General features: G+C 50.5%; 17 protein-coding genes. 8 read left to right on the top strand and 9 right to left on the bottom strand.

Translation table 11 applies throughout. The features are described 5' to 3' along the window. Positions 1-6 precede the first annotated feature (6 nt). The 6 genes from queA to ABEB26_RS19465 all read right to left on the bottom strand — a co-directional run bounded on the left by queA (position 7) and on the right by ABEB26_RS19465 (position 5,876). Positions 7-1,047, bottom strand: coding sequence for a tRNA preQ1(34) S-adenosylmethionine ribosyltransferase-isomerase QueA (queA, locus tag ABEB26_RS19490; protein WP_345723717.1), 1,041 nt, complete (start codon positions 1,045-1,047; stop codon positions 7-9). Between the two features lie 271 nt (positions 1,048-1,318). Then, the gene (locus ABEB26_RS19485) at positions 1,319-2,074 is read right to left on the bottom strand and encodes an ABC transporter ATP-binding protein (protein WP_345723716.1); all 756 of its coding nucleotides are present in this window, start codon (positions 2,072-2,074) and stop codon (positions 1,319-1,321) included. Positions 2,075-2,101: 27 nt separating this feature from the next. Then, positions 2,102-2,917, bottom strand: a complete 816-nt coding sequence (locus ABEB26_RS19480) for an ABC transporter permease subunit (protein WP_345723715.1) — start codon at positions 2,915-2,917, stop codon at positions 2,102-2,104. A gap of 149 nt (positions 2,918-3,066) precedes the next feature. After that, positions 3,067-4,215 (bottom strand): FMNH2-dependent alkanesulfonate monooxygenase, encoded by a 1,149-nt coding sequence (gene ssuD / locus ABEB26_RS19475; protein ID WP_345723714.1) that lies wholly within the window; start codon positions 4,213-4,215, stop codon positions 3,067-3,069. Positions 4,216-4,318: 103 nt separating this feature from the next. Beyond that, on the bottom strand, positions 4,319-5,311 hold the full coding sequence (locus ABEB26_RS19470) for a sulfonate ABC transporter substrate-binding protein (RefSeq protein ID WP_345723713.1): 993 nt from the start codon (positions 5,309-5,311) through the stop codon (positions 4,319-4,321). Positions 5,312-5,321: 10 nt separating this feature from the next. After that, positions 5,322-5,876, bottom strand: coding sequence for an NAD(P)H-dependent oxidoreductase (locus tag ABEB26_RS19465; RefSeq protein ID WP_345723712.1), 555 nt, complete (start codon positions 5,874-5,876; stop codon positions 5,322-5,324). 182 nt (positions 5,877-6,058) lie between these two features. Between ABEB26_RS19465 and ABEB26_RS19460 the strand changes: the two genes are divergently transcribed. Together ABEB26_RS19460 and ABEB26_RS19455 are read left to right on the top strand one after the other, a co-directional pair. After that, a complete protein-coding gene (locus ABEB26_RS19460; RefSeq protein WP_345723711.1) occupies positions 6,059-7,045 on the top strand; it encodes a lysylphosphatidylglycerol synthase transmembrane domain-containing protein in 987 nt (328 codons plus the stop codon). Between the two features lie 25 nt (positions 7,046-7,070). Then, positions 7,071-8,219 (top strand): hypothetical protein, encoded by a 1,149-nt coding sequence (locus tag ABEB26_RS19455; RefSeq protein ID WP_345723710.1) that lies wholly within the window; start codon positions 7,071-7,073, stop codon positions 8,217-8,219. 44 nt (positions 8,220-8,263) lie between these two features. Here ABEB26_RS19455 and ABEB26_RS19450 read toward each other — a convergent pair whose 3' ends face one another. After that, the gene (locus tag ABEB26_RS19450) at positions 8,264-8,419 is read right to left on the bottom strand and encodes a hypothetical protein (RefSeq protein ID WP_164689389.1); all 156 of its coding nucleotides are present in this window, start codon (positions 8,417-8,419) and stop codon (positions 8,264-8,266) included. Positions 8,420-8,814: 395 nt separating this feature from the next. Here ABEB26_RS19450 and ABEB26_RS19445 point away from each other — a divergent pair, with 395 nt between their 5' ends. From ABEB26_RS19445 to metG, 4 genes are all read left to right on the top strand, one after another. Beyond that, positions 8,815-9,897, top strand: a complete 1,083-nt coding sequence (locus ABEB26_RS19445; protein ID WP_345723709.1) for a lysylphosphatidylglycerol synthase transmembrane domain-containing protein — start codon at positions 8,815-8,817, stop codon at positions 9,895-9,897. Next, positions 9,894-11,183 (top strand): NAD(P)/FAD-dependent oxidoreductase, encoded by a 1,290-nt coding sequence (locus tag ABEB26_RS19440; protein WP_345723708.1) that lies wholly within the window; start codon positions 9,894-9,896, stop codon positions 11,181-11,183. Before ABEB26_RS19445 ends, ABEB26_RS19440 begins: the two co-directional genes overlap by 4 nt. Positions 11,184-11,384: 201 nt before the next feature. Continuing rightward, a complete protein-coding gene (locus ABEB26_RS19435; protein ID WP_345723707.1) occupies positions 11,385-11,510 on the top strand; it encodes a hypothetical protein in 126 nt (41 codons plus the stop codon). Positions 11,511-11,600: 90 nt separating this feature from the next. After that, the gene (gene metG, locus ABEB26_RS19430; protein ID WP_345723706.1) at positions 11,601-13,325 is read left to right on the top strand and encodes a methionine--tRNA ligase; all 1,725 of its coding nucleotides are present in this window, start codon (positions 11,601-11,603) and stop codon (positions 13,323-13,325) included. 69 nt (positions 13,326-13,394) lie between these two features. Here metG and ABEB26_RS19425 read toward each other — a convergent pair whose 3' ends face one another. After that, positions 13,395-14,864, bottom strand: coding sequence for a sensor histidine kinase (locus ABEB26_RS19425; RefSeq protein WP_345723705.1), 1,470 nt, complete (start codon positions 14,862-14,864; stop codon positions 13,395-13,397). After that, positions 14,861-15,571 (bottom strand): response regulator transcription factor, encoded by a 711-nt coding sequence (locus ABEB26_RS19420; protein ID WP_012190338.1) that lies wholly within the window; start codon positions 15,569-15,571, stop codon positions 14,861-14,863. Before ABEB26_RS19420 ends, ABEB26_RS19425 begins: the two co-directional genes overlap by 4 nt. A 216-nt stretch (positions 15,572-15,787) precedes the next feature. On the opposite strand from ABEB26_RS19420, the gene ABEB26_RS19415 reads away from it, so the two are divergent. After that, positions 15,788-17,065, top strand: coding sequence for an AI-2E family transporter (locus tag ABEB26_RS19415; RefSeq protein ID WP_345723704.1), 1,278 nt, complete (start codon positions 15,788-15,790; stop codon positions 17,063-17,065). Beyond that, positions 17,062-18,264: an AI-2E family transporter gene (locus tag ABEB26_RS19410; protein ID WP_345723703.1), complete on the top strand. Its 1,203-nt coding sequence runs from the start codon at positions 17,062-17,064 to the stop codon at positions 18,262-18,264. Before ABEB26_RS19415 ends, ABEB26_RS19410 begins: the two co-directional genes overlap by 4 nt. Positions 18,265-18,271 lie beyond the last annotated feature (7 nt).

The raw sequence follows: 18,271 nt of genomic DNA, 5'->3' as shown, positions 1-18,271 counted from the left end.
CAACAATTAGATAATCAGCATGGCATCGCCAAACGAGAAGAATCGATACTGGCGTTCGACGGCCTCGGCATAGGCTTGCATAATCAAATCATGCCCCGCCAAAGCACTTACCAAGAGCAACAAGGTCGATTTAGGCAAGTGAAAATTGGTGATCAAGCTATTGACCACGCGATATTCATAGGGTGGGTAGATATAAATACTACTCCAGCCCGCCGCCGCCTGAATTTCACCGTCGGTCAAGCTTAGGCCTTGGGCTTGAGCCACGGTTTCCAGCACGCGGGTGCTGGTTGTGCCAACCGTGATGATTCGCCCACCAGCGGCGCGAGTTGCGTTAATTGCTTGGGCGGTTTCGACTGAAAGCTCATACCATTCGCTATGGATTTGATGCTCCAGCGCGTTTTCAGTTTGCACAGGCCGAAACGTATCTAGCCCAACGTGCAAGGTAACGTTGGCCCAACCAACACCAAGAGCCTTAACTTGCTCGATTAATTCTGGTGTCCAGTGTAAGCCAGCGGTTGGGGCGGCGGCTGAGCCTGCTTGAGCGCTATAAACCGTTTGATAACGCTCAGGATCAGTCAGTGGGGCAGTTATATACGGCGGGGTGGGCATTGAGCCAAGTTCGGGCAATCGATCATTAATTGGTTGCTCAAAGCAAACAATTCGACTGCCGCTCTCCAACAACTCCTCAACGGACGCTTGGATTTGTGCCCCGTTATGGCCAGTGATAATTAAATTTGTGCCAACTGCAACCTTACCTTTGATCAATGCTTCCCAGCGTTGGGCATCGCGTTGTTTGAGCAGCAGTAGCTCGGTTTTGCCACCGCTGGCTTTTTGTCCATACAAACGGGCGGGCAAAACGCGACTATCGTTGGCAACCAACAGATCTCCAGGCCGCAAATAGCGCCCAATTTCATAAAAATGGCGATGCTCAAGCTGGCCCGTAGCGCGGTTGAGCACCAATAGGCGTGAATGGTCGCGTGGCTCAACTGGCGTTTGGGCGATGCGTTCAGGTGGCAAGTGATAATCAAAATCGGCAATTGGTAGCATGATTATAGGCTATAGGCTATGGGCGATAGGCTATAGATAAGCGTTCGTTCAGAGTTTATAGCATACCATAGAACAGAGAGCAAAGAACATAGAACAGAGAGCAAAGAGTTCGGGGAGCGGGATTGAACGCAGAGGCATAGAGTTGGGGTCAGGGCTTAGGATTCAGGAGCTAGATATTGAGTTTAGGCGAAAAGTATTGATGGCTATCAGAACTCAACCCTAAGCCCTGACCCCTAGCCCCTGAATCCTATGTTCTATATTATTTGCTCTTTTATGCCCCAACCACGCGACTGGTCAATGGATAGCCTGCCCCAAAAATCGCGCCGAGCAATTGCTCTTTGATTGCAGCGAATTCGGCACTACCACGTTGGCGGCTGCGTGGTAGGTGAATCGGTAAATTGAGCGCAATATGCTGATTCTGAATCAATAACACCCGATCCGCCAAGGCGATCGCTTCTTCAACATCGTGGGTAACCAGAATAGCGGTGAAGCCCTGTGCTCGCCAAAGTTGCTCAACCAATTGCTGCATTTCGATTCGTGTCAGGGCATCAAGTGCACCAAATGGTTCATCAAGCAGCAATAAACTTGGCATATTGGCGATCGCACGGGCTAGCGCTAAGCGTTGACGTTCGCCACCTGATAAACCCAATGGCCAATCATAGGCGCGATCAGCAAGGCCAACTTGATGCAAGGCTTGTAGGGCATGTTCAGGATTAAGGTTGGGCAAACCGAGGGCAACATTCTCCCAAACTCGCTTCCAAGGCAATAAACGCGCATCTTGAAACATCACGCGGGCGGCAGGATTCAAGCCTGCCAATGGGCTATTATCGAGTGCTACTTGGCCGATGGTTGGCTCGGTTAGGCCTGCAATCAAGCGCAACAAGGTTGTTTTGCCACAGCCACTTTTGCCGATGATCGCGATAAATTCGCCAGGTTTAATCTCAAGGTTGATGTCGTGCAAAATTGTCCGATTGGCAATTGCCTTGCCCAAGCCACGTAAACCTAATTCAACTCCACGGATACTCATCACACACACTCCTACGAGATTTGTTGTTTATGCGCCAACGCGCCAACGAAGGCTGCGGCGTTCAATCAAACGAGCGATTGTATCGGCCAATTTGCCGAGCAGAGCATAAATTACGATGCCCATTACCAACACATCAGTTTGCATAAATTCGCGGGCATTCATGGTCAAATGGCCAATACCAGCGTTCGATGCCAAACTCTCGGCGACGATTAAGGTCAACCACATTACCCCCAAGGCAAAGCGTAGGCCAACCAAAATTGAGGGTAAGGCTCCAGGAAAAATAATATGGCGAAACAAGCCCCATTTTGATAACCCATAAACAATGCCCATCTCGCGCAGATTGGGATCAATGCTGCGGACACCGTGATAGGTATTCAGATACAGCGGGAAGAACACGCCAAAAGCTACCAAAAATAGGCGTGATGTTTCGCCAATGCCAAACCATAAAATCACCAATGGCAGCAACGCCAAATGGGGAATATTGCGAATCATTTGAAAGGTGCTATCAAACAGGCGCTCACTAGTTGGAAATGTGCCATTCAGCAGGCCAAAGATAAAGCCAAGGCTGCCGCCAATTGCTAAACCAAACAGCGCCCGACGGGTGCTAACTGCAATATCGCCAAGCAAATTCTGGTGCAGCAAAAGCTCCCAGGTTGTTTGCAGAATTGTGCTGGGTGCTGGCAAGACGCGAGCACTCAACCAGCCAATCGTTGCTGCAAGTTGCCAGACTCCAATTAGCACAATTGGCACCAGCCATGGGAGCCAGCGTTGGCCTAATTGGCGTAATTGCAGCCGTTTGGCTGAGCGCGGCGTGGTTGTTGGTTGTTCAATCGCCAATGCCATTGCTAAGGCTCCTTATTTTAGGGGTCAGGGTCTAGGGATCAGCATAAAGTTTTTTAGCCACGAAGAGCACGAATTCCACAGATTGATGATTGAATTGCCATTCGTGTTCTTCGTGTCCTTCGTGGATCAATAGCCCCTGATCCCTACAACTACTGCCCAGTTGGGGCTGGCTCGCGCCGCGAAAACTCATGCAACTGCAACAGTTCGCCAAAGATCCCAGTTTGGTTGGCTGGCGGAGTTGGTTTGCTGCCCAAGGGCAAGCGTGGGAACAACAATTCAGCCACGCGATAGGCTTCTTCCAAATGGGGATAGCCTGAAAGCACAAAGGTATCGATGCCTAGTTCGTTGTATTCGAGCATGCGTTCAGCGACAGTTCCAGCATCGCCGACGAGGGCTGTGCCTGCACCACCGCGCACTAAGCCAACGCCCGCCCACAAATTCGGACTAACTTCAAGTTGGTTGCGATTGCCATTATGCAAGGCTTGCATGCGCTTTTGACCAACTGAGTCCATCTTGGCAAAGGCGGCTTGAGCATTGGCAATTGCCGCATCATCAACATAACGAATCAGATCGTTGGCGGCATCCCAAGCGGCTTGGTTGGTTTCGCGCACGATCACATGCATGCGCATGCCGAAACGCAGCGTGCGGCCATGCTTGGCAGCCAAAGCCCGAACTTGGGCAATTTTCTCGGCAACTTGGGCTGGCGGCTCGCCCCAAGTCAGGTAGACATCCACATGTTTGGCGGCAACTTCGAGCGCTGCTGGCGAGGAGCCACCAAAATAGAGCGGCGGATGCGGTTGTTGAACTGGCGGTAACAGTAATTTGCCATCGGTCACATGAATATGTTGGCCTTCGAGGGTTACATGTTCGCCAGCCAACACACGCCGCCAAACTTCCAAAAATTCGTCGGTCAGGGCATAACGTTGATCATGGTCAAGATGCAAGCCATCGCTGGCAACTTCGGCGCTATCACCACCAGCAACCACATTGATCAACAAGCGTCCGTTTGAGATGCGATCGAAGGTTGAAGCCATGCGTACAGCGGGGCCAGGTAGCATGAGGCCTGGGCGAATTGCCACCAAAAATTTCATCTGGCGCGTGACTGCTGATAGTGCCGAGGCCAAGACCCACGCATCTTCGCAATAATGGCCAGTTGGTAGCAATGCCCCCGTAAAGCCCAATTCATCGACTGCCTGGGCAATTTGGCGCAAATAGGGAAACGTTGTCGAGCGGCTGGCCACGGTCGAGGCAAGATAGCGCCCATCGCCGTGGGTTGGAATAAACCATAGGATTTCCATCGAGCCAAGCTCCTTTATCAATGAGCGCTGTCGTTGGGTCACACCACCCCAGCGAACACCAACGACAGCAGGAAATCATCACTGATGATTATACAGATCGACGCTACTGAGCGCTGGCTTGGGCTGGTTGCCACGTCCAAATTGCTTCGCGAATGCTGACCTTTTTGGGAATTAAGCCTAATTCAAAAAAGGTATCGGCAATTTGTTGCTGCTCATTGACAATTGTGTCATTGATTGGGCTAAGCCCAAAGGCCTGTTTTTTGGCCACTTCTTCTAAGATTGCCGCATCTACCCCAATCACTGGGGCCAGAATCTTGGCAACTGCTTGGGGTTCTTGCTGCGACCATTGCTCAACTTTTTGAATTTCTTCTAAGGTTGCGCTGACCAGATCGGGATGTTGCTCGGCAAAGCTTTTGGCTGCTAAGTAATAGCTATGGCTGGGCGCAAGGCTCGATCCATCGTGCAAAACTCGCGCATCGGTTGCCTTGAGCGCAATCGTCAAATAGGGTTCCCAAATAATCCAAGCATCGACGCTGCCACCATCGAAGGCAGGCCGCGCATCGGGCGGAGTTAGAAATGCTGGCTCAATCTCGCTGTATTGCAAGCCTGCTTCGCGTAAAACATCAATCGCAAAATAATGGGCGCTCGAACCTTTGGCGAAGGCAACTTTTTTGCCCTTGAGTTCGCTGACACTTTGAATTGGTGAATCTTTAGGCACAAGTAAGGCTTGACCAGTTGGCGAAGCCGCGACCGAAGCGACATAAACCAATGGCGTACCAGCAGCTTGGGCAAAAATCGGCGGGGTTTGGCCAGTCGAACCAAGATCGATGCTGCCTGTATTCAGCGCTTCGAGCAATGGCGGCCCAGCGGCAAACTCAATCCATTCGACCTTGACATCCCTGAGCCGATTCTCAAGAGTGCCGTTGCCCTTGAGAATTGGCAACGAGCCACCTTTTTGATAGCCGATCCGTAGGCTGCGGGTGCTCGTTTGTCCATCTGAAGCAGCATCATTGCTGGTGGAGCCACAGCTTGCCAAAAGCCCTACGATTAAAGCCAAGGCCAAACGGTGCCAACCAATTGAAAAACGGCGTGCCATGATCTGCTCCTTAGGCCACTGCTACCAATGGCAAAACCCCTAATTGCTGGGCGATATCATCAAGTGCTAGCCCCAAGCGTTCTTCTAAACTGCGATGAATCCGTGGTGGTAATTTTGATCCGATCAGCTGAATTTGCTGCTCAGCCGCAAACAGGCTTGGAATAATATGCTTAGCTCCAAGTTGGCGAAAGCGCGCTGCCAAGTCAGTATAGATTTGGGCTTCGGTTCGCGCCGATGAACCAGTGATTATTGGCAATACCAGCGTATTCCGTAGAATTCCTGCTGGAAGTAAATTAAGCCAGGCCCGTAATAATTCAGCATAAGTATCCTTGTAAACTGGCGTTGCCACAATTAATGCCCCTGCTTGGCGAATCAGTTGGCTATAATGGCGCACTGCTGGGCTAAATTGGGCTTGGCCGATTAATTCCTCGGGTGGAATATCACGCACACTCATCGATTTAACTACCAGTGCATGGCGCTCTAAAATTGTTTTGGAATGCTCCAAAAGTGCTGCTGCTGTTGAGCGGGGCGCTGGACTTCCCGCTAAAGTAACCACATCAACCACCACACACCTCTTTGATGACTTTCTTGATAAGAATACTTAACAATTGCTAGTATAGGTAGCCGAGGTTCCGAAAAAGGTTCCATGCTGGTAACAAGCTGGTTCCAAATCAAGGCCATGAGGGATGGAGTATAATCAGACGTTGTGATCAAAAACCCGAACAATACCTGGCCTAAGGAGCTTGTGTGGATAAATCATTACGTTCAAAAGTGGTTATTTCAGTGGTGCTGGGCGTGATTGTGATGCTTGGCCTAGCCCTGTTTAGCGATATTGGCAAAGTTGGTGATAGCCTCAGTACCTTTAATTGGCTGATGCTACCAGCAGTGCTGGGCTTTACGATTTTCAATTATGTGTTGCGCTGGCTCAAGTGGGATTACTATCTGCGCAAGCTAGGTCAAGGCACGAATGTAAGTTATGGCCAAAGTGCTTTGCTGTTTACCGCTGGTATGGTGATGGCGGTCACGCCCGGCAAAGTTGGCGAGGTACTTAAATCGGGCTTGCTTAAACGCTTGAATGGCACGCCAATCAGCCGCTCAGCGCCAATTGTGCTGGCCGAACGCTTGACCGATGGCTTGGCGATGCTGTTGCTGATGGCCACAGGCTTAGCGTTGTATCCGCCAGCTCGCCCAGTATTTGTGGTGCTGGTGATTTTGAGTGTGCTTGGTTTGGCGTTGTTCCAAAATCGCCGAATTGCCCTCGGTTTTATTGCTTGGTTGGAACGTGGGCGCTTGGCTCGTTTTGCCAAACCATTGCATAGCTTTTATGAAAGCAGCGCCGAATTGCTCAGCGGACGTTTATTGGTGGTCTCGACGATTATTTCGGTGGTGTCGTGGGCTGGCGAATGTGTGGCCATGTATTATGTGCTACGTGGCTTTGGAGCCGAAGCATCTGGATCACTTTTGTTACAATCGACCTTTATTTTTGCCGCCTCGACGCTATTTGGTCTGGTATCATTCTTACCAGGTGGTTTGGGAGCTTCAGAAGTTTCCAGCACCTTATTGATTACCACCTTGGTCAAATTAGGCGAGGGCGCTGCAACCGCCGCCACGATTGTGATTCGCTTTTGCACCTTGTGGTTTGGCGTGTTGTTGGGGATTGTGGCAATGAGCATCTTCGCCCATCGTTATGGCCTGATCGAGTCGGAGGCAACCAATCTTGCGAAAGAAGCTTAATTATTTATTCGGTTTAGGATTTGGCTTGGTACTCTTAATTGGCTGTGGCTCAGGCGCAACGCTTGGCGAAGTGACGCTCAGCGAGTCAATTATCAACTTGAATACTGGTCCGCGCACCACCACAATCAGCTATCTAGTTGGGCAACCAACCAAGGTTTCGATTTGGCTCGAAACCAGTGCTGGCGAGCGTTATGCGTTGCGTCAAGCAGTTACCCGCGAGCCATCCAAGGATTCGTATCAAGTGCTGTTCGATGGCAGTGTGCCAGTTGATGCAGATACGAATCGTTTATTGCCCAGTGGTAGTTACACGGTGGTAGTTGAAGCCGAAAATGCTGCGGCTCAACGGCTGAATTTGCAAATCGATCAAGCGCCAAGCGATAGCTTTGATGTGTATGATCTGCGGGTTACGCCCAATCCATTTTCGCCAAATGATGATGCAGTCGAAGATTTTACAACCTTCTCGTATCGTTTGCCAATTACCGCAACCGTCTCATTGGATGTGATTGACCCAAGTAATGCGACGCGCTATCCAATTCTCAATCGTGAGTTACAAGGCTTGGGCGAACATAGCGAGGCTTGGTCGGGGCGGCCTGTAGTTGGCGGTATTTTAGCGGCTGGCATCTATCAATATGAATTGCGAGCTGATGATGGTCGTGGCAACCGCGTGACCAAGCGTGGTGATGTAACCCTTAGCAGTGCTGGGATCGGGGCGCTCGATGTGCTCAGCGTTGAAATTGGCCCCGAGCAGATCTTATTAAATGATCTGATCACCGTCACGTTCAAGGTTAAAAATAATAGCGATGTGGCTTTGCGCACCTTTGGCCCGGCTTCAGGCTACACCTACAGCACCAACCAAAGCTATTCGTCGATTGAAAACGAACAATATGCTAACCTTGGTGGTGGCTTGTGGCGGGTGGCAATCGATTGGGATGGCAATGGCGGTTCAGGTTTTCGCTACCCCTTCCGTTGGGCAATCTCGCCGCGCAGCCCCGAGCAATGGTACGACCCTAACAAATTTGATTACCTGTATCCAGGCGAAGAAGCTACAATTATTGGGCGCGTGCAAATCAAACAGCGCGAAGATCGCATGACATTTTATGCTGGTGTCGCCCATGAAGGAGTTGATTACCCCACCAATCGACTCAAACCAACCTTAATTCAAGTTTCATTCTAAACTTAAACCGACAACCCACGGCAAATACCGTGGGTTGTTGTATTTTAGGCTGCGCCAGTTTTGGTGAGCAGTTGATAGACTAATTGATTGAGCCGCGTTTCAGCTTCGAGGTAGGTTGGAGCATAACCGACTAATTCCCCATCAAGATACATAGCAAAATCGCCAGTCTTTCGATCATATACAATCATTTTGCGATACATGGATGTACTCGCTTTCTATGGTACGTTGTCGATAACCCAGTAACGAATATTTTAGCACAAACGTTCGTTATAATCAAGGCCTATTTGTTAACGAAATGGGCTTTTATTGCGTTTGCTGGCCTGAGTATATGGTTTTGGTGTGACAACCAGTGTCATTTAATTAATCCAGTTTGGCAATTGGCTGCGATTAATTAATGACAATCAGACCTAGCCAAAATAGTGCTAGTGAGTGGCAAAACTCAACCTATTGGGCTATTTGCAGTCTTGTCGCCGATCGGCTATGATCTTAAGTTGGGTGTGTGGTGTGATGCTATATCACACAGCGCGGCACACATCGCAGCATTGACATTGAAGTACGGCTGGTAGCAATGGCTACTAGCATGGTGGAGGACGCTGTGCGACGACCAAAATTATGGTTTGGAATCGCGATTAGTGCATTCTTTTTGTGGTGGTCGTTTAATGGCCTCGATTGGGCTGGCTTCTGGGATGCGCTAAGCACCGCCAATTATTGGTGGATTATTCCTGGGGTTGTGGTCTACTTCGGGGCTGTTTGGGCCAGAACGTGGCGTTGGCACTATATGCTCCGTCACATCAAAGCGGTTTCGATCCGCCGCTTGTTCCCAGTGGTCGTGATTGGCTACATGGGCAATAATGTCTACCCCGCCCGTGCCGGAGAAGTGATTCGTTCGTATGTGCTCAAGCGCAAAGAAGGCATCGGCATGGGCGCATCGCTCACGACCGTCATCCTCGAACGCTTGTTTGATGGCTTGGTGATGCTCTTATTTGTGTTTGTTACCTTGCCTTTTATCGATTTACCAACCCTCTGGAATAACTTGGTGATTATTTCATCGATACTGTTTGGGGTTGCGCTGGTGGTTTTCTTGATGATTGCCACGAACCAACGCCGCACCGAGCAGTTGTATTCGTGGGCCTTGCGCAGCATCGTGCCCCAACGCTTTCATAGCAAAGCCCATGGCTTGTTTGATAAAATTATGTTGGGCTTGCACTCGTTACGCTCCCCGCGCGAGATGCTAATGATTTTCGTCACTTCAACCGCGATCTGGCTGACTGAAACCACTAAATATTGGTTTATTATGCAGGCCTTCGATTTTCATGTCTCGTTTGATGTGCTGATGTTGATGACTGCCGTCGCCAACTTGGCCTTGATCATTCCGGCTGCCCCTGGTGGCGCTGGAACTTTTGATGCCGCTGGAATTAGCGTTCTGAAATCGTTCAATGTGGCCGAAAGTATCGCCACAGGCTATACCTTGGTGCTGCACCTGGCCCTGTGGATTCCAATTACCGTGCTTGGTTTTTGGTATATGTGGCGTGAGCGGGTGGCTTGGAACGAATTTGATCAAGCTGTCAACGAAAGTCACGCTGCCGAAAATCGCATTCAACAGCGTGAGGCCGCTTTGCGAGATGAATTAGGCGAGTCGGCGAATCTGCCGCATGCTGAAGTTGAGGTACTCCGTTGAAAACAATTGCAGTAATTGGGGCAGGCTTCGCCGGATTAAGCGCCGCCTATGATTTGGCTTGTGCTGGTCACAAGGTCACCGTATATGAGGCTGCACCCCAAGTTGGTGGCTTAGCTGCGGGCTTTCAGGCTGAAGGCTGGGATTGGTCGCTGGAAAAGTTCTATCATCATATTTTTGGCTCGGATAAGGCGCTGCTAGATTTTATTAAAGAAATTCGCGCCGATGATTTGCTCTTTTTCAACAGTCCAGTTTCAGGTCAATGGGATGCTCAGCGTGGCTCGATTGAAATTGGTGGGATCATTCCGCTCTTGACCTATCCCCACCTCTCAGTATTCAACCGTTTGCGTAATGCTACTGGCGGGGCTTGGCTTAAATTTTTGGCGATTATTGATCGCTGGCAACACCTCGAACAAACCACCGCCGAGCGCTACATTCAAAAGCTCATGGGCAAGCCCGCCTACGAAGCCATGTGGAAACCTGTGCTTGAAGGCAAGTTTGGGCCATACACACCCGAAGTTAATGCAGCCTGGTTTTGGGCACGGATCGCCTCGCGTACCTTCAAACTCGGCTATTTTCGCGGCGGCTTTCAAGCCTTGGGCGAACGTATGGCCGAGGCGGTGCGTCAAAAGGGCGGCACAATTCGCTTGAATAGCCCTGTTCAAGAACTACGCAAAATTGAACAAGGCTGGCTGGTGATCAGCAACGATCAAGCGATCTATGATCAAGTGCTTTCGACTACTTCGCCTGGTTTGCTCAAACGCATGACTCCCGATCTGCCCACTAGCTACACCGCTAAGCTTGATCAACTAAAATCGATTGGAGCGGTGGTGTTGACGGTAGCACTCAAACAATCGCTGACTAACGGTATGTATTGGATGAACATGGACAAAAAGCATTTTCCCTTTTTGGCCTTGGTTGAGCATACCCAGATGATCGATCGTCGTCATTATGGCGGCCAGCATTTGGTCTATCTTGGCGATTATCTGGAGCCATCGCACGAGTATTTTCAATTGAGCAAAGAAGAATTGCTCGAACGCTTTATTCCTTCATTGATCAAGGTCAATCCTCAATTCAAGCCGGATTGGGTCGAAGGGGTTTGGTTGCATCGCGAAGCCTATGCTCAGCCAATTGTGCCAGTCAACCATAGCCAATCGATTCCAGCTTTGAAAACGCCGCTCGAAGATTTATGGTGGGCGAGTATGAGCCAAGTCTACCCATGGGATCGCGGCACGAATTTCGCGGTGGAAATTGGCCGTCGCGCTGCCAAAGAGATGTTGTCTAAGTAGAGCATAGAACATAGAGCGTAGGGTTCAGGGGTTAGCCTAAGAGCATTGAAACATAATCAAATAAATCTGTGGCCGAAAACCAACCTTCATGGTTAACTATGCTCTATGCTCTATGTTCTGTCCCCCAACGCTTACAGCTTTAGGCCTATACGAGCAACCAACCAGTGTGGTACAATGGGCCTATCTAGGCGAGGAAACCCAATGCAAACCCAGCAAACCACAGCCAAAACTTCCCCCGAAGCGGCGCAAGCAGCAGCCGATTTTTGGCTATGGGCAGGGATTCGCCTTACCGCTGGCGGCTTCATGGCGGGTATCCCCGCCAACTAGAAGATGCGCCCACCTCGTTGATTCGTACAACCGGGCGACTTGCGCTCGGTTTTTTTGTTGCCCTCAATTGTTGTTGTTAAGGATGTGTGTATGTCAAAAAATATTTTAGTGGCGGTTGCCTGGCCCTATGCTTCAGGCGCTCGGCACCTTGGCCATGTTGCAGGTTTTGGCGTGCCGAGCGATGTATTTGCTCGCTATCAACGCTTGGTTGGAAACAATGTGCTGATGGTCAGCGGCACTGACGATCATGGTACGCCGATCACTGTGCGAGCTGATCGTGAGGGCAAAACGCCACGCGAAGTAACCGATTTCTACAACGCCGAAATTCGCAACAATTTGCGTGATTTGGGCTTGTCGTATGATTTGTTTACTCGCACCTCAACCGAAAACCATTACCAAATAACCCAAGCGTTTTTCACTCGCTTGCAAGAAAAAGGCTATATTTTTTCCCAAGAAATGATTGGAACCTACAGCGAAGCCGACAAACGCTTTTTGCCCGATCGCTACGTTGAAGGCACTTGCCCACACTGTGGCTATACCAAAGCCCGTGGTGATCAGTGCGATAACTGTGGTAAGCAGCTTGATCCAGTTGATTTGATCGAGCCACGTTCGACGCTGAGCGGCGCAACACCTGTGTTTAAGCCAACGACCCACTTTTTCTTAAATTTGCCAGCCTTTGTTGAACGCTTGCGCGAATGGATCGAAAGCCAGAATCATTGGCGGCCAAATGTTAAACGCTTTTCGTTGGGCTTGCTGGAAGAAGTGCCAGCCCGCGCGATCACCCGCGACCTGACGTGGGGCGTGCCAATTCCGGTTGAAGGCGAAGAATTCGATAGCAAGCGGATTTACGTCTGGTTTGATGCGGTGATTGGCTATCTTTCGGCGGCAGTTGAATGGTCGATCAAGGTGGGGCGGCCTGAGGCTTGGCGCGATTGGTGGCTCAACTCCGAAGCTCGTCACTACTATTTCATGGGCAAAGATAATATTGTGTTTCATAGCGTGATCTGGCCGGCCATGCTGATTGGCCATGGCGAACTCGAATTGCCCTATGAAGTTGTTAGCAGCGAATTTTTGACCTTGGCAGGCGGCGAGAAAATCTCATCATCACGCGCCGAAGGCAATAGCATCCCATTTGTGGGTGAATTTTTGGCCCAGTATGATCCTGATCCGTTGCGCTATTTCTTGGTGATTGCTGGCCCTGAAACCTCGGATACCGAGTGGTCGTTGGGTGAATTTATTCGGCGCAATAACGAAGAATTGGTGGCAACTTGGGGCAATTTGGTCAATCGGGTGCTTTCAATTACCCACAAAAATTTTGGCCATGTGCCCACACCGCAAGTCCTGACCGCCGAAGATGAAGCCGCCTTGGCAACCGTTCGGGCAGCTTTTGAAACGGTAGGCAAAGAATTAGAGCAAGCCCATTTCAAAGCCGCCTTGATCGCGACCATGGCAGCGGCGCGGTCGGTCAACGAATATTTGGCTAGCCAAGAACCATGGAAAGTGCTCAAAATTGATCGTGAACGCGGTGGTACAATTTTGTATGTTGCCTTGCAAGCGATTAACAATTTACGCACCTTGTTCACGCCATTTTTGCCCTTCACCAGCCAAAAATTGCATGAGCTTTTGGGCAACGAAGGCTATTTGGCCGGACCATTGCTGTTTGAAGAACGCCAAGAAAACCAACATAGCCACGAAGTGCTAACCTGCGAACCAAGCACCTGGATTGGCCGCTGGGAATGGAGCGATCTGCCAGCAGGCCGCGAGTTGGCCGCGCCAAACGTGCTATTCAAAAAGCTCGAATTACCAACCGAGTAGAGCCTATAGGCTTTGGGTTATTGGCTATCGGGAGATGGGTTGGAACCTTATAGCCAATAGCCCAAAGCCTTACTTAACAATTGGCAATGGTTGCGAGGGCGATTCACGCAATTGCCCAGTAATCAAGCGGTCGGTGGCGGGCGCGAGTGGTAACCACAAGGTGAAAAGGCTGCCTTCGCCAACATTCGAACGCACTTCGATTGTGCCGCGATGGGCATCAGTAATCCATTTAACGATCGCGAGGCCAATGCCAGCCCCGCCGCCTTTGCGCACCCGCGATTTGTCGGCGCGATAGAAACGTTGGAAAATATTGGGCAGAATATCGGGTGGAATACCCTCGCCAGTATCTTGCACCCGTAAAGCCACTTCGCGCCCAACGCGCTCCAAACTGAGGGTTACTGCGCCGCCTTCAGGCGTATGCTGAATCGCGTTATAGGCCAAATTGAGCATTGCCTGCTTGAGCCGATCGCGATCACCGATCACGGTTGCTTGATCTTCGCTGCCGATTTGCAGTTTGACATGCTCGGCCAGTGGACGCAATTCGCGGAACACTTCCAAAATCAAGGTATCAAGCTCAACTGGTTCGCTGCGCATTTGCACGCCAGCCTCGGTTTGGGCCAAAAACAGCAGGTCGTTGACTAAACGATTGAGCCTTGCAACTTCACGTTCTAAGTCGCTCAGCGATTCGTTGAGCAATTCGGGGTTGCGCATGGCTCCACGTCGTAGCACCTCAAGGTTACCGCGCATTGCCGCTAGGGGGGTGCGCAATTCGTGCGAAACATCGGCGGTCAAGCGTTTTTGCGTGTTGAACAAGCCTTCCATCCGCGCCAACAAATCGTTGGTGATCGTGGCTAGCCGCCCAAGCTCATCGTGGGGGTTGGCCACGGCGATGCGACGGCTCAAATCTTCGGCCCGGACAATTTGCTCAGCGGTGTTGGCGATCATATCAATTGGGCGTAAACCGCGCTTAGTGATTTGGCTAATGCCCAAAAACATCAGCACCACCGTGAGCGAGCCAGCAATCAAAAACACTAACGACAACGTATCCAAGGCCCGATCAACCGTGCGCAACGATTGGCTGGCCACCAAGACCCCAACCACTGTGTGATCAAAAGTCAAAGGCGACACCACCTGCATCGTGCGGCCATATGATGAGGGTTTGGTGCTAATAACTGAATTTTTCTCTAGTGCCGAGGCTAACTCGGTGCTATCGAGGGTCGGGCCTTCGCCCATAAACGAAGGCGTTGAAGCCAAACGTACACCATTGGGATAATACACCGCCACCGAAATCGGCGAACCTTCAAAATCTTCGTTGGGCACTGGCAACAACGAAACGCTTGTGCCGCTAAAATAGCGCTCAAGTGGTTTTTTGGCCTCGGCATATTGGCTCTGAATTTGGTTGGTAGCCCGCACCAAATCATCGCGCACACCGTTGAGCAAAATCGCCCGTTCCGCCGAATAGAGCGTTAACCCCAGAATTAATAATCCAAGGGTCATAAAGGCAACTGAAATGAAGGTTAACCGATAGCGTAGGGTCATCGTTCACCGTAGGGTTGTTCACGTAAAATGTAGCCAGCTCCGCGCACGGTGTGGAGCATACGGCCTTCGCCCGATTCTTCGAGTTTTTGGCGCAGATAGCGCACATAGACCTCAATGATATTTGATTCGCCACCGAAATCATAGCCCCAAACCCGATCATAAATCACATCACGGGTCAGCACTTGGCCTGGATGGCGCATAAATAATTCGAGCAATTCGTATTCTTTGGCAGTTAGTTGGACAGCACGGCCAGCAATCGTGACCTCGCGCGAAGCCGTGTTCATCTCCAAGCCATTGACTTGTAGCACAACTGGGCCTTCGGTTCGGGCTACATGGCGACGCAGCAAGGCGCGAATCCGCGCCAGCAATTCTTCAAAGGCAAATGGTTTGATTAGATAATCATCTGCGCCGCTTTCCAAGCCCATCACCCGATCGGGCACCGTTTCTTTGGCCGTCAACATAATAATTGGCACATCGCTGCCAGCTCGCAGCCGCCGACAAACCTCAAAGCCATCCATGCCCGGCAACATAATATCGAGAATCACCAGATCGGCGGGTCGCTCACGGGCAGCGGCAATCCCAGTTGGCCCATCGTGGGCAACCTCAACTGTAAAACCTTCGAAGGCCAAACCACGCCGCAAATAGCCAGCAATTTCTTTTTCATCTTCAACAACCAAAATTCGTGCAGCAGCTTGCGGTTGGCTCATGCAGCACACTCCTTCTTTGAATAATAAACAACACCGCTATGGTGGTGAAATTCGGAATTATTCCCCCTAGCATAGCACATTCTGCTGAAAATCTGGCAAGAATCGGTTAAGGATTGGCTTAATTTTTAGTTTGCTACAGGCGATGTTTTTGGTATAGTTGTTGCTTAATCACGCCTGTATCAATCCCGCCAAGCATATTTGTGTATGGGAGTCGCCATGGACGAGCTTTCGTTGACTCTTGCTCGTTGGACAACTCGTCGTGTCATGACCGCCACTTTAGTCGTCCTCGCGATCATCGGCCTTGCTTTTGTGATTGTTAATTTTTATAGTGTGTTTGTTGTAGCATTTATCGCGTTTGTGCTGAGCACCGCAATTCGCCCATTGGTGCAGTTGTTGCAACGGCTCAAAATCTCGCCCCAATTGGGGGTGATTATTGCCTACCTACTGTTATTGGCGCTGCTGGTGGGCATTGTGGTATTGATGGCTCCGCTGATTACCGAGCAAATTACGGCAATTACCGCTAAAATTCCTGAGTATTATCACGATGCCCGCCAATTTTTGATCTCATCGCGCAGTAGTTTTATTCGCAATTTAGCGGCGCGACTACCAGTCGATGCACCGATTTCGCTCTCTGGCGTTGCTCCCAATGAAACCAATCAGCAACAAACCGATGTGGCGGTGAGCCAACTCGTCACGGTTTTAGAAAATGCTGGTATCAGTTTATTTGTGTTGATTGCCACCTTGCTGCTCGGTTTTTATTGGACACTTGATGGCGATCGAGTGCTGAGAACCTTGCTCCAACTAGTTGGAGCAGAAAAGCGTGAGAATTGGCGTTTGCTAATTGCTGAAATTCAGGCCAAAATGGGCGCATTTATTCGCGGCCAAATCATCCTTGATCTCTCGATTGGGGCACTTTCAACTGCCGCCTACTTGCTGATTGGCATCGATTATGCGATTGTACTGGGCATTTTGGCTGGCCTGCTCGAAACCATCCCGATTCTTGGGCCAGTGCTTGGGGCCGTGCCACCCTTGCTGATTACACTGGCGCAAGGTGATACGACGGCCTTTATTTGGGTGATTGTGGCAACTATAGTGATTCAACAAATTGAAGGCACATTCTTAGTGCCCAAGGTGATGGATCGGACGGTTGGGGTGAATGCAGTGCTCACGCTGGTGGCATTTGCGGCGTTTAGTGCGACCTTGGGCTTAGCTGGGGGGATTTTGGCTGTGCCATTGGCGGCAATTGTGCAAATTATCTTCAGCCGCCTAGTGTTTAATCAAGCTGAAACCAGCACCAATGTGACCCGCCGCGATCGCTTTGGCGTGCTGCATTATGAATCTCAGCAATTGCTCCAAGCCTTACAACGCCATAATCGTGCCGATGAAACCGAAGATGAAGCAAGTATTGTGTTTGACGATCAGCTTGAGCATGTGGTCGTCGATTTGGATGGCATGTTGGCAGCGATCAATAGCAGCGAGGAAGTAGCGGCATGAAACAGCTTGCCCGAGTTACCGCAACCATCCTGTTTACGATTGCGCTTGTGGTATTAATGTGGATGTTCAGCGCTGCGGTGTTGCTGTTTTTGGTGTCGCTGGTGATTGCCTCAGCCGTGCGGCCCTTTGCTCGACGCTTGATCGATCGGGGAATGAGTCGTGGGGCGGCCTATGGCTTGGTTTATTTTGCTAGCTTTGTGTTTTTTGGCGGCTTGTTTGCAGTGATCAGCCGTGGCTTGCTGAGCGAATTACAGCGAGCAGGCGACCAATTATTGAATTTTTATACTCGGGTTACCCTGACATGGCCCCAAGGCCAAGAATGGCAACAAACGATTGCTGGTGAATTGCCTTCACGCCAAGCGTTGCTCGATTATATTGCAGGCGCTGATGGTACAGCGGTTGTTGATAGCATTGTGGGGTTTAGCAGCGGCGTATTCGATTTTCTAGCGCAGTTAGTGATTTTGCTCTCGCTGAGCACCTATTGGGCGGTTGATCAAAATCGCTTTGAGCGTTTATGGCTTTCGTTGATCAGTGCCAAACATCGCCAACGCGCTCGCACGATTTGGCGGGCGGTTGAGCTAGAAGTTGGGGCCTATATTCGCAGCGAAGTGGCCCAAAGCTCGTTGGCGGGCATAAGTTTGGGGATTATTTTTGAATTGATTGGCTTGCCCTACCCAACGCTTTTGGCCTTATGGATTGCCATTGCTTGGCTTGTGCCGTGGGTTGGGGTATTGTTGGCCTTGATTCCAGCGGTAGCCGTAGGTTTGTTGGTCAACATCCCTGTGGCGCTATTAGCAGGGTTATCCACAATCGCCGTATTTGCCTTTTTGCAAATTTGGGTCGAGCCACGCTTGTATGGGGCTAATCGGGTCAGTCCAGTTTTAGTGGTGCTCATATTAATGGTGATGGCCCAAGCCTTTGGGATTTTGGGCATGTTGATTGCCCCACCCTTAGCAGCCACCATTCAAATTTTGGGCCGCGAACTGTGGTTTAGCAAATCACCTGAGGAGCAATTGGCAGATAATTATCGCAACCAGCTGCATGCCCTCCGCGAACGGCTAGCCACAATTGAGCGTGATGAAGTAACCGCAGAAGTCGCTGCGACCGCCCAACATCAATCGTATATTCGCCAAATTGAGGCACTAATGGATCAGACCCAAGCCGCGTTGGGCAGTGCAGGGATGCTCAATCGTGAGTAATCGTAGT

Origin of the sequence: Herpetosiphon gulosus, assembly GCF_039545135.1 — a bacterium.
Taxonomy (GTDB): Bacteria; Chloroflexota; Chloroflexia; order Chloroflexales; family Herpetosiphonaceae; genus Herpetosiphon; species Herpetosiphon gulosus.
This window is presented reverse-complemented; position numbering and strand designations above follow the sequence as displayed.